Genomic DNA, 17,323 nt, shown 5'->3' on the forward strand with positions numbered 1-17,323 from the left:
CATTTTCGACAGGAGCTGACCCGATGGAACTCGCACTGCTGGGACCCTTCCTGATCGGCGCGATCGGCCTCGCCGTCGCGTTGATCGTGCTGGTGATCGTGTTCAAGTCCTTCTACAAGAAGGTGGACCAGGGCACCGCGCTGATCGTGAACGACATGAGTTCCCAGCCCAAGGTGCATTTCACCGGTGCGTTGATCATTCCGGTGCTGTATCGCGCCGAGCTGATGAAGATCAGCCTGATCACGCTGCAGATCGACCGCCGCGGCAAGGAAGGATTGATCTGTCGCGACAACATGCGCGCCGACATCGCCGTGGCCTTCTACCTGCGCGTCAACGAGACCCAGGCCGACGTGCTGCGCGTGGCCAAGGCGCTGGGCGCCGACCGCGCGTCGGACAAGCATGCCGTGGACGAACTGTTCAACGCCAAGTTCTCCGAGGCGCTGAAGACGGTGGGCAAGAAGTTCGAGTTCACCGAGCTGTTCGAGAAGCGGCAGGAGTTCCGCGACGAGATCATCAAGGTCATCGGCAACGACCTCAACGGCTACGTGCTCGAGGACGTCGCGATCGACTACCTCGAGCAGACGCCCAAGCACGTGCTCGACCCGCACAACATCCTCGATGCCGAGGGCATCCGCAAGATCACCGAGCTCACCGCGTCGCAGAACGTGGTGACCAACGAGCTCGAGCAGAACGAGCGCCTGGCGATCACCAAGAAGAATGTCGAGACGCGCGAGGCCACGCTGTCGCTCGAGCGCCAGCAGGCGGAGGCCGAGGCGCGCCAGAAGCGCGAGATCGAGACCATCCAGGCGCGCGAGACCGCCGAGACCCTGCGCGTGCAGGAAGAGCAGCGGCAGCTGGCCGAGGCCGCGCGCATCGAAGCCCAGCAGCTGATCGACATCCGCGACCAGAACCGGATGCGCGAGGTGGAAGTGGCCGAGCAGAATCGCCAGCGCGCGGTGGCGATCGAGGCCGAGCGCGTGGCCCGCGCCCGCCAGCTGGAACAGGTCACGACCGACCGCGAGGTGCAGCTGCAGGGCGTGGAGCGCGACAAGGTGGTCGAGCAGGGCAAGATGGACGTCGCCAACATCACCCGCGAACGCATCGCGATCGACAAGACCGTGGCCCAGGAAGAGGAGCGCATCAAGGAAGTGCGCGAGGTATCCGAGGCCGAGCGGCTGAAACAGATCGCCATCCTCGATGCCGAGGCGAAGGCGCAGCAGGCGCTGCTGGAGGCGGTCAAGAAGGCCGAGGCGGACGAGACCGCGGCCCGGCACCGGGCGGTCGAGATCACCACCCTGGCGCAGGCGGAGCTCGAAGCGGCCAGCCGCCAGGCCGAAGCCAAGAAGGCGCTGGCAGAGGGCGTCCGCGCCGAGCGCGCCGCCCCCGGCCTGGCGGATGCACAGGTCAGGGAGGCCGGCGCGGTGGCGATCGAGAAGGTGGGCATGGCCGAAGCGCGGGTGGTCGACGTGATGGCCGACGCCAACCTCAAGCAGGGTGCCGCCGAAGCCAAGGTGCTGGCCGAGCAGCTGGCCGCCAAGGCGCAGGGCGAGGAACAGATGGGTCGTGCACGCGCCACCGCGGTCGAGTCCATCGGCCTGGCGGAGGCGACCGTGGTCGGCAGGAAGCTGTCGGCGGAGGCCGAGGGCCTCACCCTCAAGTTCCAGGCCCTGGATGCACTCAGTGAGGGCGCCCGCAGCCACGAGGAGTACCGGATGGCGCTGGACACGAGCCTCAAGCAGGCGCTGGCCTCGATCGAGGCGGGCAAGGAGATCTCGAAGGAAAACGCCGAAGTCATCGCCACCGCGCTGCGCAACGCCGACATCGACATGGTCGGCGGCGACGGCGGGATGTTCGACAGCCTGGTGCGCGCGATCTCGCTGGGCAAGTCGATCGAGGGCCTGGCCGACAAGAGTCCGGTGGTGCAGGAACTGATGCAGAAGTACCTGGGCGTCGGCCTCGACCGCGGCCTGCCGAAGCCGGCCGAGAACGCCGGCGCGAACTGAAGCCTACGCCCCGTTCCTCACCGCCCGCGGGAAGGGATGGGGCGAGCGCGGGCGACGCCCTTCGGGCGCGCCTCGCACCCCGGCCCCCCCCGCCAACGGGCGAAGGGCGGAACGCCACCCAGGATGACGAGCGGCGATGACCGAGCCCAAGCAGGACAACATGGCCCCCGACGACGACGGCAGCGCCACCGTCGACCAGGCCGTCGCCCAGGGCGGGGCCTACGAGGTTCTGCGGCGCCGGCTGGTCGACCAGGGCGCGCGGCTGCGCGCGGCGGCCGACGCACTCAACGCGCGCCGCTTGCAGGAGTTCGGCGACAGCCGGCTCGAGGTCGCGGGCCGGTTCCGCGTGCGCACCGAGCACAACTGCATCGGTCGCGACGTGGTCCAGGTCGGCGACGACCTCCTGCTGTTCGGCTACAACGTCTTCCTCGGCCTGAAGACCACGACCCGGGTCGAGGACGTATTCGGCCTGTACCGGCTGAGCGAGGGCCCGGACGGCTACGACGTCGCACCCGTCGATCCCGAGGGGACGTTCCTCTCCCAACCGGGTTTCGTCCACGATTTCACCGAACTCTACGCCTACTACCGCCACGCCCGGCTGCTGCAGCTCATCAAGCGCGACGGCAAGCTGCTGGCCGCGTTCCAGATCGGCGAGCGCAGCAGCGACGTACGCGTGTTCCGCTGGGCGATCGGCAACGACGGCGCACTGGAGTGGATCGACTCGCGTGGCGAGCGGGACATCGCGTTGCCGCCGCCGTTCGATTTCGAATGGACGCGCGCGACCCGCGACCTGATGGTCGCCGGCCGCCACCCGCACCTGAACATCCTCGACACCCTGTTCGTCGAGACCACCGGCGGCGACCTGACGATCAAGGTGGAGAACAACACCGGCACCGGCCAGGGCGTGTACAACGAGCCGGTGGAGGACAGCACCCAGTCGCTGGACGATGCCGCCATCGACTACGCCCGCGTCGGCTCGCTGGTGCTGCTCAAGGTGCTCCCGTACCGCGAGCAGCAGTGGCGCGGGCTGATCTACAACACCATCACCGGCACGGTGGTGCGCAACGACGCCATCGTCCAGGCCTGCGTGCAGCTGCCCGAGGACCACGGCATCATCTTCCCCGGCGGCTACTACCTGCAGAGCGGCGAGCACAAGGCCTTCGACGCGGCCATGCAGGGCATGCAGTACAAGCGCAGCCTGCGCTCGCCCAACGGCGAGGACGTGCTGTACGTGTTCTACGAACGCGAAGCCGGCCGGTCCGCGCTGTTCGTCTACAACACCATCCGCCGCGAACTGCAGAACCCGCTGTTCGGCCACGGTTACGCCTTCCTCCAGGACGGGCGCATGGTGCTGTTCCATGCCGAGGGCGACGGCGCCACCCGCATCCATCCGATGCAGGTCTGGCAGACGCCGTTCGCCAGCGACGAGTTCGCCGCGCGCGCGCCGGCGGGGCAGGGCTTCATGGGTCGGATCGGCAACGCCGCCCTGGTCCGTGGCATCTCCGAGCTGTATGCGCTCGGCCGCGGCATCGAAGAGCCGCAGGTCTCGGCGCAGCGCTACCAGATGCTGGTGCACGCCACCCGCCGCATGTTCGACGCGCACCACTGGATCGACGACGCGAACTGCGAGGGCGTGGCGGCGCTTCTGCACGAGATCAGCGCCACTGGCGAGTCGGTGCTGGACGAGTACGAGAAGGTCGAGGACATCCGCCGCCAGTCCGACACGGCGATCCGCGACGCCACGGCGGCCCATCGCACGCTGCTCGGCCGGCTGCAGCCGGAGAACTGGACCGATATCGGCGAGTTCGTCGAAGCGCTGGGCGAGATCTCCCGCCAGCGCGGCCACCTGCTCACCATCCGCGACTACCGTTACATCGACACCGCCGCGATCGACGCGATGGGCCAGGCCCTGCAGGAGGCCCACGAGCGCGTCGGCGTGGCGACCGGCGCGTTCCTGGGCGGCGACAAGGCGCTGGCGCCGCTGCATGCGCGCCTGCAGCAGCTCGACGCCGCCGCGCAGCAGGCCGACACCGCGCGTGCGCTGGCCGAGCAGCTGGCCGGGATGCAGGCGATGTCGGCCGAACTGGACATGCTCTCCGAGCTGATGGCCAGCCTCAGGGTCGACGATGCCGCGCAGCGCACGCGCGTGGTCGAGGCGATCTCCACGCTGTACGCGCGCCTCAACCAGGCCCGCGCCCGCGCCGAGCAGAAGCGGCGCAGCCTGGGCTCGGCCGAGGCCGTGGCCCAGTTCGGCGCCCAGTTCGCGCTGTTCGGGCAGTCGGTCGCCAGCGCCCTGGGCCTGGCCACCGATCCCGAGCGCGCCGACGAGCAGCTGTCTCGGCTGATGGTGCAGCTCGAGGAACTCGAGAGCCAGTTCGGCGAACACGAACAGTTCCTGTCCGACATCCTGGCCAAGCGCGAGGAACTGCTCGACACCTTCGAAGCCCATCGCCAGGCGCTGCTCGACGAGCGCCAGCGCAAGGCGCAGTCGGTGTTCGACGCCGCCGCGCGCATTCTGGACGGCCTGGCCCGGCGCACCGAGCGCTTCACCACGCTGGACGAGCTCAACGCCTTCTTCGCCGGCGACCCGCTGATCCTCAAGCTGCGCGAACTGGCCGGGCGCCTGCGCGAGTACCGCGACAGCGTCAAGGCCGACGAAATCGAGGCGCGGCTGAAGGGCGTGCGCGACCAGGCCGTGCGCAGCCTGCGCGACCGCAGCGACCTGTTCGAGGAGGGCGGCCACATCATCCGCCTGGGCCCGCGTCACCGCTTCAGCGTCAACGCCCAGCCGCTGGACCTGACCATCCTGCCGCGCGGAGAGGGCCTGGCGGTGCACCTGACCGGCACCGACTATTTCGAGGCCATCCACGACCCGGAACTCGATGCGCTGCGCGACTGGTGGCAGGTGTCGCTGGATTCCGAGTCGCCCGCGCTGTATCGCGGCGAGTACCTGGCCGGCCTGATCCTGGACGCGGCGGTGCACGGCCGCGACGGACTCGACATGGCCGCGCTCGAACACGCGCTGGCCGATCCCGTCGAACTCGAGCGACTGGTGCGCGCCTTCGCCTCGCCGCGCTACCGCGAAGGCTACGAGAAGGGCATCCACGACCACGACGCCGCCCGGCTGCTGCAGGCGCTGGCGCCACTGTACCGGGGCGCCGGACCGCTCGTGCATGCGCCGCGCGCGCGCGCGCTCGCGCTGATGTTCTGGGCCCGGCACCAGCAACGCGCGGACGCGCAGGCCTGGCCCGGCCGCGCCGTGGGCGCCGCCGCGGTGCAGACGCTGTTCGGCACCGCGGAGGGCATCGACGCGCTGCGCGCCGACATGTCGTCGGCCCTGTCCGACTTCGCGGCCGAGGACGGACGGCCGTTCGACGCCGGCCTCGCGCCCGTCGCCGCGGACTATCTGTACGACGAACTGCGCGGAGGCGATCCGACCTTCGGCTTCAGCCACTACGCGCGCGACCTGCTGGCCGCGCTCGACGCGCAGCTGCAGGCGGCCGGCATGGCCGACGGGCTCGAGCGCTCGCTGCAGCAGGCGCCGTCGCCGGCCGCGCAGTGGTCGCTGCTGGCGCATTGGCTGAACGCGATGGTGCGCGATCCGCGGCACGCGGCACTGGCCGGCTACGTGCCCGAGGCGATCGCGCTGCGGCTGGCCGCGCGCGGACTGCGGCACCGTATCGTCGAGGCGACCCTGGTCGCGCGCGTCGAGGGACTGCTTGGCGAGCATCCGCGGATCGATGGCGGTGCGATGGCCCTGGCGATCGACGACTTCCTGGCCCGCTTCCGCGAGCATCGCAGTGGGTTCGTTCCCGGCTTCGAGCGCTACCAGACGCTGCGCCACCGCATCGCCGCGCGCGAGCGCGACGCGCTGCGCCTGTCCGAGTTCCGCGCCCGGCCGCTGAGCTCGTTCGTGCGCAACCGCCTGATCAACGAGGTCTACCTGGCGGTGATCGGCGACAACCTCGCCAAGCAGATGGGCACTGCCGGCGAGGGCAAGCGCAGCGACCTGATGGGCCTGCTGATGATGATTTCGCCGCCCGGCTACGGCAAGACGACGCTGATGGAGTACGTCGCCAGCCGCCTGGGCTTGGTCTTCATGAAGATCAACGGCCCGGCGCTGGGCCACGAGGTGCGCTCGCTGGATCCGGCGCAGGCGCCCGACGCCACCTCGCGACAGGAACTCGAGAAGCTCAACCTCGCGCTGGAGATGGGCAACAACACCATGCTGTATGTCGACGACATCCAGCACACGCATCCGGAGTTCCTGCAGAAGTTCATTTCGCTGTGCGATGGCACCCGCCGCATCGAGGGCGTGTGGAAGGGCCGTACCCGCACCTACGACATGCGTGGCAAGAAGTTCTGCGTGGTCATGGCCGGCAACCCGTACACCGAATCGGGCGAGGTGTTCCGCATCCCGGACATGCTCGCCAACCGCGCCGACATCTACAACCTCGGCGATGTGCTGGGCGGCATGGAGGAGGCGTTCAAGCTCAGCTACATCGAGAACAGCCTCACTTCCAGTCCTGTGCTGGCGCCGCTGGCCACGCGCGACCTGGCCGACCTGTATCTGCTGGTCGACAAGGCGGCGGGAAAGGACGTGTCCACCAATGCGCTGAGCCATGCCTACAGCGGCGCGGAGATCAACGAGATCGTGGCCACGCTGCAGCGCCTGGCGCAGGTGCGCGACGTGGTGTACCGGGTCAACCAGCAGTACATCGCGAGCGCCGCGCAGGCCGACCGCTACCGTACCGAGCCGCCGTTCCGGCTGCAGGGCAGCTATCGCAACATGAACAAGCTGGCCGAGAAGATCTCGCCGGTGATGAACGCCGCCGAGCTGCAGCAGCTGATCGACGACCACTACCTGGGCGAGGCGCAGCTGCTGACCACCGGCGCCGAAGAGAACCTGCTCAAGCTGGCCGAGCTGCGCGGCACCATGGACGAGGCGCAGGCCACCCGCTGGGCGCAGATCAAGCGCGACTTCCTGCGCAACAAGGCGATGGGCGGCGAGGATGCCGACACCGGCGCGCGCGTGGTCGCGCAACTTGCCGACATCGCCGGGGGGCTGGAATCGCTGCGCACGGCGCCGCCCGTGCAGGCCCCGCCGGAGGTGCCATGGGAACGCCTGCTCGCTTCGCTGCAGGAGAATGCGGCGACGCACCGCGACCAAGGCAATGGCATGCCGTGGCTGCAGTCGCTGCCCGACGCCCTGCGTGGCGCATTCGAGCCGGTGTTCTCGCAGCTGGCACAGGGACACGAGCGTCAGGCGCAGCTGAACGCCACGCTGGTGCAGGTGCTCGGCCTGGTGCAGGCGCGATTGGCGGAAGCGCCCGCGCCCGCGCCCGCCGCGGCGGCGGGCAAGCGCGCGCGCGTCAAGAGCGCGCAGGAGATCGAGCTGGAGGAACTGCTGCGCCAGCTGCGCTTCCGCGCGGACGACAAGCCGTCGCAGTCATGACCGGTGCGCGGCCGCCGGTTGACCTGGACGACGCGATGGCGATCGTCGCCTACGGCGCCGATGCGCTGGACGAGGGGCTCGACGCGCGGCTGTTGGCGGCCCTGCATCCCGATGCGGCCGCCGCCCTGGTCGCGCAGCTGGACCAGCTGCGCAGGGCGATCCAGGGCGACGGCGCCCGCGCCGCCCGGCGCGGCGCCGGCCTGCTGGGCCGGCTGTGGGGGCGCGACGTGCGCGCCGAGGCCGACGCCGCGCAGCTGCGCGAGCAGGTGGGCGTGCTGCTGCTGCGGGCGGGCGATGCCGCCGGATCGCTGGCGCGCGACGCCGCCGAACTCGACGCGGTGACGGACGCGCTGCGGCACGCGATCGAACGTATCGACCTGCGCATCGGCCAGGCCCGCGACTGGCTCGATGCGAATCCGCAGGATGGCCTCGCCCGCGGCCCGGTCGTGTCGCCCCGCGAACGCCTGGAGCAGCGCCTCGCGCAGCTCGCGACCGTGCGTCAGGCGTGGTCGCTCGGCCTCACGCAGGCGTCGCTGGTGCGCGAGCAACTGCTCGGGCTGCTGGCCCGGCACCAGCGCATCCGCGACGTCCTGGTTCCGACCTGGCGCCAGGACGCGCTGGGCGGGGCGGCAGCGGCCGGCAGCCGCCAGGCCGCGATCGCCGCGCGCGCCCAGGCCGACATCGAAGCCGAAGTGGCGGCGATGGCCGGTACACTCGACCCCGACACGCAGCACGCAACGGAGTAGCCGCATGAGTCACGACCACCACGACGACAGCCCACTGGTGCCCGCCCAGACGGTGCTCGACGGGCCGACGCTCACGGCGCTCGGGTTGGCCGAGGCCGACCGCGGCGCCATCGCCGAGGTCGGGCGCGCGCTGCGCGACATCACGCCCGGCAACCTGCACGTCTTCGGCCGCGAGGCCGCGGGCAAGACCGCCGCATTCTCCAGCCAGCTGCTCGACCAGGTGCGCAACCGCGACCTCGATGCCGCCGGCGACAAGCTGGGCGAGGTGGTGCGTATCGCGCGTTCGCTCAACCTGGAGGGGATCTCGGCGCGGTCCCGGGTGCCGGTGATCGGCGGCCTGATCGACCGCCTGAAGGCGTCGAAAGGCGAACTGGTGCAGAAGTTCAGCGACACCAATCGCCAGATCGAGCAGCTGCTGCAGGATGTGGCCGTGCAGCAGGGCACGCAGGGACAGCGCGTGGGCGAGTTCGATCGCATGTACGAGATCGTGCTCGAGGAGCGTCGCGCCCTGGCGCTGCACGTTGCGGCCGGGAAGGTGCGGCTGGCGGAACTGGCCGGAGAGCAGCAGGCGCTGGCGGGCCTGGACGATCCCGGTTCGCGCACGCGCCGCTCGGAGATCGAGAACGCCATCCGACTGCTCGACAAGCGCGTGGGCGACCTGACCGTGATGCAGCACGCGGCCGACCAGTCGCTGCCGATGATCCGGCTCATCCAGGCCAACGCGATCCAGCTGATCGAGAAGTTCAACGCGGTGCGCAGCATCACCATCCCGTCGTGGAAGCGCCAGTTCGCGATCCAGCTCTCGCTGCAGGAGCAGAAGCAGGCGGTCGAGCTGTCGAACGCGATCGACGACGCCACCAACGAGATCATGCGCCGCAACGCCGACCTCATGCGCCAGACCTCGGTCGAGACCGCCAAGGCGAACCAGCGCGCCGTGATCGACGTCGCCACGCTGCGCCACGTCCACGAGCAGTTGATCCAGACGGTCGAGGAAGTGCGGGAGATCCACCGGGAAGGCATGCAGCAGCGGCGCCAGGCCGAGGCCGAACTGGTGCAGCTGCGCGAGGACGTGCAGAAGCGCCTGGCGGCACCGACCCAGACGGGCGCGTAGCGCGTCGCCCGGACGTCCCCACGGAGGCGGTCACCCGGGCGCCGCGTCGCACCAGACGGAATCGCGTACGGGCGTCCGGTGAAAGCGTGACCGGCGGCGCACAGGATTGTTGCAATCTCGTTAATGCTTGGGCCGAGGCCGTCGTGGCCTCCCGTCCCGGGCGTGGGGGGGCCGGGGCGCCACCCACGTTCAAGGATGCTGCCCATGAAGCCTGCAGGAGAGTGCACGCCGTCGCGTTACCCGAAGTCCGTCCTCGCCACCGCCGTCCGTTCGGCGCTGGTGTTCGCCGTCCTGGCCGCGGGCGGTGCCGCATACGCGCAGACGCCGCCGCCACCGGATGACGACGCCGGCAGCGAGGCCACCACCCTGGACACCGTCTCCGTCCTGGGCTCGCGCAACAAGCCGCGCACGGTGTCTTCGTCCGCGGTCCCCATCGACATCATCGGCGGCGAGGAATTCCGCAACCAGGGGGCGACCGATGCGCTCGACCAGCTGCGTGTGGTGGTGCCCTCGTTCAACGTCAGCACCATCCCGATCGACGATGCCGCCAGCCTGGTGCGCCCCGCCAACCTGCGCGGGCTGCCGCCCGACAACACCCTGGTACTGGTCAACGGCAAGCGCTTCCACCGCGCGGCGGTGATCACCTTCCTGGGGCACGGCCTGTCGGACGGCTCGCAGGGGCCCGACATCTCGGTCTTCCCCTCGATGGCGCTGGAGCAGGTGGAAGTGCTGCGCGACGGCGCCGCGGCGCAATACGGCTCGGACGCGATCGCCGGCGTGCTCAACTTCAGCCTCAAGCGTCTCGACAGCGGCGGCGCGGTCGAGGCCTTCGCGGGCGAGTACTACGAAGGCGACGGGTTCTCGCAGGTCTACACCGCGCAGGTCGGCATGCCGCTCACGGCGAACGGCTTCGCCACCTTCACCGCGGAATGGCGGCAGGCCGATCCGACCTCGCGCAGCGTGCAGCGCGACGATGCCGCCGAGGCGATCGCCGCGGGCTATCCCGGCGTGCCCGTGCCGGCGCAGGTGTGGGGCTCGCCGGAAGTGAAGGAAGACGCCAAGTTCGTCGCCAACCTCGGCATCACCGGCGAGAGCGTCGAGGCCTACCTGTTCGGGAACTACGCCCAGCGCGAGATCGACGGCGGCTTCTATTACCGCAGCCCGACCGGCCGCACCGGCGTCTACACCAACGACGGCGGGCAGACGTTGCTGGTCGGATCGCCCAGTGGCGCGGCCTGCCCGACGATCGCGCTGCGCGACGCCGACGGCGACCTGCTGCCGTACGCGACCGTGAGCGGTGCGGTGGCGGCGCTGCCGGGCGACTGCTTTTCGTTCCTGTCGATGTTTCCCGGCGGGTTCACGCCACGTTTCGGCGGCGAGCTCGAGGACATGTCGGTGACCGGCGGCCTGCGCGGCATGTGGGGCGACGGCTGGTCGTGGGACGCGAGCGCGACCTACGGCCGCAACGAGATCGACTTCTACATGTACAACACGGTCAACGCTTCGCTCGGTCCGGACCAGCCACCGGGCTACTTCTTCCGTCCGGGCGGCAACGTGCAGACCGAAACCGGGGTCAACTTCGACATCGGCAAGGACATCGCCACCGGGTTCACCAGCGAACCCATGCGCCTGGCGGCTGGTCTGGAATGGCGCGAGGAGGAGTTCGAGACGCGCCCGGGCGATGGGCCATCCACCGCCATCGGCCCGCTGACCGAACAGGGCTTCGCCATCGGCTCCAACGGCTTCAACGGCTTCAGCCCGCGCACCGCCGGTACCTGGAGCCGGAGCAACTGGGCCGCGTACGCCGACCTCGAGGCGATGTTCACCGAGCGCTTCCTGCTCGCCGCCGCGCTGCGGTACGAGGACTTCGAGGATTTCGGCACCACCACCAACGGCAAGCTCACCGCGCGCTACGACGTCACCGACGCCTTCGCCCTGCGCGCCGCCGCCAGCACCGGCTTTCGCGCGCCGACGCCGGGCCAGGCGAACGTGAGCCAGATCACCACCGCGTTCGTCGGTACCGAACTGCGCGATGTCGCCACCCTGCCGCCGACCAACATCATCGCCGAGCTCAAGGGCGCGCGCCCGCTGACGCCGGAGGAATCGACCAACCTCTCGCTGGGCATGGTCTTCGACAGCGGGCCGTGGCTGTTCACCGCCGACGCCTACCGGATCCGCACCGAAGACCGCATCGCCCTGAGCCGCTATTTCGCCCTCACCGACGAGGAGCGCGAGCAGCTGGTCGAATCGGGCGCGCCCGAAGCGGCGTCGCTCAGCGAGGTGACCTACTTCGGCAATGCGTTCGACACCACCACCACCGGCGTGGATGTCGTCACCAGCTACCGCAGCGAGCTGTTCGGCGCCGAGACCACGTATTCGCTGGCCGCCAACTGGAACCGCACCGAGGTCGACCGCTACGACGCGGACTTCATCGACGAGGCCCGCGTGTACAAGATCGAGGAATCGCTGCCCACCACCAAGGGATACTTCAGCATCCTCCACCAGCGCCAGGTGTTCCACGCCAACCTGCGGGTGAGCTACTACGGATCGTGGTTCGAGGACCACCTCGACAGCGGCGTGATCAGCGCGGAGGACGGTGGCCTTCCGATCGACGAGGACAGCGCGGTGATCGTCGATGCCGAGGTCGGCTGGAAGTTCGCCAACGGCGTGTACGTGAACGTCGGCGCGCAGAACCTGTTCGACGAGACGCCCGACGACAATCCATGGGGCGGCGTGGCGGGCGCGGCGTATCCGGTGCACTCGCCCTACGGCTTCAACGGCGGGTTCTACTACGCGCGCGTGGGCTGGCGGTTCTGACGCCTGCTGGTCCGCGTGCCCAGGCGGCCCGCCCGGCGCGGGCCGCCTGTCGGCGATCGTGTCCCGCGGCCAGCCACCATCCCAGCAAGACCTGCAGCGGCAGCGAGGCCAGCAGCCCGGCCGTGAACCAGCGGGGGAAGTCGGTCCCCATCGTGGCCACCGCGTACGCAGCGATGGACAGGTAGAGGGCGAAGATCGCACAGACGTGCGCGCGCTTCGCGATGGCGGCGGTCCGGACCCCGGCAAAGGCGCCGACGCTGCCGGCCACGGCCACCCAGCCCAGGTCCACCGCCAGCCGCAGCATGCCGGCACGGGGCAGACCGGCCGCCTCCGACAGCCATGCGCCCGACAGGCTCACGGCTGGAATCGCAACCACCGCCAGCGCGAAGGCGGCGAGGCTGCGGGCGGGGATGGTCCAGCGCGACGGGGCAGGCATGCGGCGGGCTCCTCGATGCGGACAGGATGATGAACGCCGCGGGCGGCCGCAATGCCCGCGTCTGCGGGTCTTGTTGACTCCGCATGCACGCCGCCTTCGCGCGCTGTGGGCAGGCCGAGGTCCAGCATGTCGGGCTCCATCCCCCAACGGAGTACGCACATGAGTCAGCTCGCAGGCAAGCGCGTCGCCATCCTCGCCGCCGACGGATTCGAGCAGTCCGAACTGCTGGAACCGATGAAGGCGCTCAAGCAGCACGAGGCCGAGGTCGACGTGGTCTCGCCCAAGACCGGCCAGGTCCAGGGTTTCAAGCATTTCGACAAGGGCGAGCAGGTGGCGGTCGACATCAAGCTGTCCGAGGCCGACGCCGGCAAGTACGACGCGCTGGTGATCCCCGGTGGCCTGTTCAACCCGGACGCGCTGCGCGTGGACGATCAGGCGCTCGCGTTCACCCGCGAATTCTTCAAGGCCGGCAAGCCGGTGGCCGCAATCTGCCACGGCCCGTGGGTGCTGGCGAACGCCGAGGTACTCAAGGGCCGCACCGTGACCTCGGTGCCCAACATCCGCAAGGACCTGGAGAACGCGGGCGCGAAGTGGGTCGACGAGGAAGTGGTGGTCGACCAGGGCCTGATCACCAGCCGCACACCGGACGACCTGCCGGCGTTCTGCGCCAAGCTGGTCGAGGAGATCGACGAAGGCAGGCACGGCGGACAGAAGCGCTCGGTCGCCTGATCCATCGCGTCACGACGCACGCGGCGCCGCCTTCCGGGGCGGCGCCGCGCGCATGTCCGGACGTCGCGCATGCGACCGTGGGCGCGATGGCGCGGCTCAGTCGCGCTCGTGGCGGTAGTTGATCGAGCCGCGGGTTTCCAGCGTGCTCGATTCGATCTCGACGTCGAAGCCCTTGCGCAGCAGGTACTTCAGCGTCAGCACCTGGCCGGTGCCCAGCAGCGACACGCCGAAGCCCACGTACAGCCGCGGCGAGAGCTGCTTGCCGAAACCGAGCACGCTGCCGCCGAGCGCGCGCGATTCCGACACGCCCGCGTTGTCCAGGCCGATGCGTGCGCCGAGCTGGCCGGCCAGCATGCTGCCGCCTGCGGTGAGCGCGGCAGAGGCGGCGTCGAGCTGGCGCCCTTCCGCGCTCGACAGGTTCGACAGCGGCCGGCCGAGCGCGAGGTAGGACAGCGCCTGCGAATCGTCGGTCGCCGGATCGGTGTACACCTGCGCCTCGGGCGCGGAGGCGCGGCCGGTGACGCTGATGCCGGCGGTGATGTCCTGGGCCTCGATCTCGCGCTCGGCGCGGATGTCGAGCAGCGGATCGGAGATCGGTCCGTTGAACGTCAGCCGCCCGCGCGTGACCTGCAGTTCCTGGCCGTAGGCGCTGTACTGGCCACCGACCTCGAGCGTGCCGCTGCCGGTCATCTCGCGTCCCGGCTGGGCGCGTACGCGCATGCGCCCGCCCAGCGTCCCATCCAGGCCGAAGCCGCGCAGGCGCACGTCCTCGCCCATCGCCAGGGTCAGGTCCAGCAGCAGCGGGGAGGCGGCGTTCGCTTCCGGATCGACCGGGTCGAGCACCACCACGTCCGGCGAGACCGAGACGCCCTGGTCGAGGCGTTCGAGGTCGAGCATCGCGCTGGGCACGGTCACCGTCCCGGAGACGGACAGCGGCTGGCTCGCCGCGTAGCGCACCTCGATGTCCGGATCGGCCACGATCCGCAGGTCGCGCGTGTCGGAGAGCAGCACGTTCCGCCCCGACACGCGCAGCAGCAGCGGCGCGCCGGTATTGCGCCAGTCCAGGCTGCCGTCGATCCCGAGTTCGCCCTCGCCCGAGCGCACGCGACCATCGATCCGCGCGGCGCCGTCGGGCTGCGCCACCAGGCTCACGTCGCCCTGTTCGAGCACGATGCCCAGCGACGGCACCTCGGTACTGAATTCCGTCAACCGGGCCTGGCCGCCCAGGGCCGGCTGGCCACGGGTGCCGCCGAGGTCGATGTTCACGCTCAGCCGGCCGGTGGGCTCGACGATGTCGGGCGAGAACAGTTCCACCCAGGTCAGTTCGTCCGTATCGGCGACGATCTCGCCGTCCAAGGCCGAGGTCGCGTCCCAGCCGGTGGCGATGCGCGCGCGCACCTGGCCATCGTCGTTGAACACGGTGGCCAGGGTGGCCTCGATGCGGGCGGGATCGAATTCCGCGTCCAGCCGCAGGTCGCGGTAGGCGAGCAGGTCGTTGCGCGCGCGCTCGCTGTTGCGCAGCCCGCCTTCGGCCGAGCGCACCGACAGCGCGCCCTGCCAGGCACGCCCGGCCGGGCGCAGGGAGCCGTCGAGGTCGATCTCGCCGCGCAGTACCCACGGCCGGCCACCCTCGCGCTCGGGCAGGTAGGGCGTGGCCAGCGCCAGCGGCAGGCCGCTGCCGTCGATCCGCAATCCAGTTCGCGGCCACTGCGCGTCGGCGCACAGCGAACCGCCGTCGGAGGCGGTGAAGCAGCTGCGCGCGAGCGTCCAGTCCGCGCCGTCGACCGTGTACTGCGCCGGCGCCTGCAGGCGCCAGGTCGCGCCGCGCACGGGCTGCAGTTCGAACGCTCCCAGCGCGCCGCTCCACCGCGTCCCGCGCCGCTGCGCCGTGCCGGCCAGCGAGACCGCGCCGAGCGCCTCGGCGCGCGCCTGCGCCTGCAGCTGCAGGTCCTCGACCGCGCCGCGTGCATCGATGCGCACGCTGTCCAGCGCCAGCCCCGCCTGCACGCCGCTGCCCTCCAGCACCAGGCTGCCGTTCGCGCGCGACCAGGGCATGCGCCCCTCAGCCCGAAGCGACTGCGCAGCGTAGTCGTCCCAGCGCAGGCCGCTGCCGCTGAGGTCGGCCTCCAGGTCCGGCGCGTTGCGCGGGCCGCGCGCCTGCAGCGTGCCGCGCAGCACGCCGGCCGCATCGGGCAGCAGGTCGGCGAGGTCGAGCGGCGCGAACCGGGCGTCGAGTTCGAGCGTCTCGCGCACGAACCCCTCCGCCTCCAGCCGGCTGTCGCCGAGGCTGAGCGCGACCTCGCCCTCGTAGTCGGTGCGGGGACTGCCGGGGGCGGGGCCGTGGATGGCGAGCCGGCCCTGGCCGCCGAGGCGCCGCCGCCGCAGCGTGCCGCCCAGCGACTCGGCGTCGACGGTGATCTCGAGCCCGCCGTCATCGCGCGTGGTGCCGGTGCTGGCGAGCGCGCCATCCACCGCGCCATCCCAGCCCGGAGCGAAGTAGCCGGGGTCGAAGCCGGCCAGGGTCGCGTCGACGGTCCAGCCCAGCGACGGCGCCCAGGCGACCTCGCCGGTGGCGTCGAGCGTGCCCGAGGGCATGGTCGCGCGCAGCGTCTGCAGTCGCAGGCGTTCGAGGTTGCCGCGGCCGGTGAAGTCGACCGCCGCCTGCAGCGCGTCGCGTTCCAGCGTCGCCTTGCCGGTGGCGGTCCAGTCGCGGCTGCGGCCGGCGATGCCGAAGTCGGCATCGACGCCGATCGTGGGCGCGGGATCGGCCGGCTCGGGATCGGCCATCTCCGTGGTGCCGCCGAACCGCAGCCCGCGCGCATTGATCGCGAACTGGAAGCGCGCGTCGCGCGGCTCGCGGAAATCGCCCTGTCCGCTGGCGCGGATGCGACCGTCGAACACGTCCACCACCAGCGGCTGCAGCGACAGCACCTGGTCCTCGAGCCTGACCTTCGAGGGCTGCAGCACCGCCTCCAGCGTGCCCTGGCGGAAGCTGCCCTGCAGGTCCGCCGCGCCGCCGGTGCCGGCGGCGCCCAGCGAGAACGCGATCGGCGTGCCCGGCTCGCCGCTGCCCACGAGCAGGCCGGGGTCGAGCGCGTCCGATTCCGCGCGCAGCGTCCAGCGCTTGCCGCGCAGGGTGAGATGCGCGCGCAGCGGATCGGGCACGTGGCCGACGATGGCGACGTCCATCGCGTCCAGATCGCCGCGCGCGACCGCGCCGATGCGCGGCCGCGGGCGCGGGAAGGGCGCGGGCAGCAGGGCGCTGGCGGTGAGGTCGGTGCGATAGTGGTCGTCCGGCGCATACACGCCGTCGGCGGTGAAGCGGCCGCGATCACTGTCGACCACCAGCGCGGCCAGCCGAAGTTCGCCCTGGCGTGCGTCGATGCCGCCGCGGATGGACGCGATGTCGATCAGCGGCGCACCGGCGCGGGTCACGCGCAGGCCGTCGACGCGGATGGTGTCCGATTCGAGCGACAGCGGCAGGTTGATCTGCGGCAGCACCTCGGGCCAGGTCGGCATCTCGAAGGGCTCGTCGGCGCTGGCCGGCAGGTCGAGCGTGGCGGCGTCCACCTCCATCGCGTCCAGGCGCAGGCGGCGGCCGACCAGCGGCGTGATCTCGGGGTCGATCATCACCCGGCGCGCGCTGAAGGTGAGCACGCTCGGCGTCTCGCAATCGCCGTAGGCCACCGGCTCGCCATCGACATCGGGGCAGGAACGCTGCACGTAGCGCACGTCGTGCAGCACCAGCGGGCCCGAGGCGGGCCCTTCCGCCCGCGCCCAGGTGAGGCGGGTGCCCTCCGGCAACGCGCCGGCGATGCGCGCGAGCAGGAAGTCGCGGCCGCCGAAGGTCGCCAGCAGCCAGTACAGCGTCGCCGCAGCCACCACCACCAGCGCCGCGGTGCCCAGCGCGCTGCGGATCGCCAGCACGCGCAGGCGCCGCCGGCGACGCTCGCGCAGTTCGGCGATGCGCTGCTCGCGCTCCTCGGGCGTCAGGTCGGCGGGCAGGCGCGCGCGGCGGAAGGCCAT

General features: G+C 71.0%; 8 protein-coding genes. 6 read left to right on the top strand and 2 right to left on the bottom strand.

Annotation, left to right across the window (positions count from 1 at the left end; translation table 11 throughout):
* The first annotated feature begins 23 nt into the window (after positions 1 to 23).
* The 5 genes from QFW80_RS13110 to QFW80_RS13130 all read left to right on the top strand — a co-directional run bounded on the left by QFW80_RS13110 (position 24) and on the right by QFW80_RS13130 (position 12,132).
* A complete protein-coding gene (locus QFW80_RS13110; RefSeq protein WP_280602421.1) occupies positions 24 to 2,003 on the top strand; it encodes a hypothetical protein in 1,980 nt (659 codons plus the stop codon).
* A 136-nt stretch (positions 2,004 to 2,139) separates the two neighbouring features.
* Positions 2,140 to 7,458, top strand: coding sequence for a DNA repair ATPase (locus QFW80_RS13115; protein ID WP_280602422.1), 5,319 nt, complete (start codon positions 2,140 to 2,142; stop codon positions 7,456 to 7,458).
* Between the two features lie 35 nt (positions 7,459 to 7,493).
* Entirely contained in the window at positions 7,494 to 8,204 is a 711-nt protein-coding gene (locus tag QFW80_RS13120; protein ID WP_280602423.1) for a hypothetical protein, read from the top strand.
* Positions 8,205 to 8,208: 4 nt separating this feature from the next.
* Complete coding sequence (locus QFW80_RS13125; RefSeq protein WP_280602424.1) at positions 8,209 to 9,315, top strand: toxic anion resistance protein; 1,107 nt, start codon at positions 8,209 to 8,211, stop codon at positions 9,313 to 9,315.
* Between the two features lie 204 nt (positions 9,316 to 9,519).
* Positions 9,520 to 12,132: a TonB-dependent receptor plug domain-containing protein gene (locus tag QFW80_RS13130; RefSeq protein ID WP_280602425.1), complete on the top strand. Its 2,613-nt coding sequence runs from the start codon at positions 9,520 to 9,522 to the stop codon at positions 12,130 to 12,132.
* Here the strand turns inward: QFW80_RS13130 and QFW80_RS13135 are convergent.
* A complete protein-coding gene (locus QFW80_RS13135) occupies positions 12,089 to 12,568 on the bottom strand; it encodes a hypothetical protein (protein ID WP_280602426.1) in 480 nt (159 codons plus the stop codon). The genes QFW80_RS13130 and QFW80_RS13135 overlap by 44 nt on opposite strands.
* A gap of 159 nt (positions 12,569 to 12,727) precedes the next feature.
* On the opposite strand from QFW80_RS13135, the gene QFW80_RS13140 reads away from it, so the two are divergent.
* Positions 12,728 to 13,297, top strand: coding sequence for a type 1 glutamine amidotransferase domain-containing protein (locus QFW80_RS13140; RefSeq protein WP_280602427.1), 570 nt, complete (start codon positions 12,728 to 12,730; stop codon positions 13,295 to 13,297).
* A gap of 96 nt (positions 13,298 to 13,393) precedes the next feature.
* On the opposite strand, the gene QFW80_RS13145 is transcribed toward QFW80_RS13140, so the two are convergent.
* Complete coding sequence (locus QFW80_RS13145; protein ID WP_280602428.1) at positions 13,394 to 17,323, bottom strand: translocation/assembly module TamB domain-containing protein; 3,930 nt, start codon at positions 17,321 to 17,323, stop codon at positions 13,394 to 13,396.

Source organism: Luteimonas rhizosphaericola, assembly GCF_029888045.1.
Classification (GTDB): domain Bacteria; phylum Pseudomonadota; class Gammaproteobacteria; order Xanthomonadales; family Xanthomonadaceae; genus Luteimonas; species Luteimonas rhizosphaericola.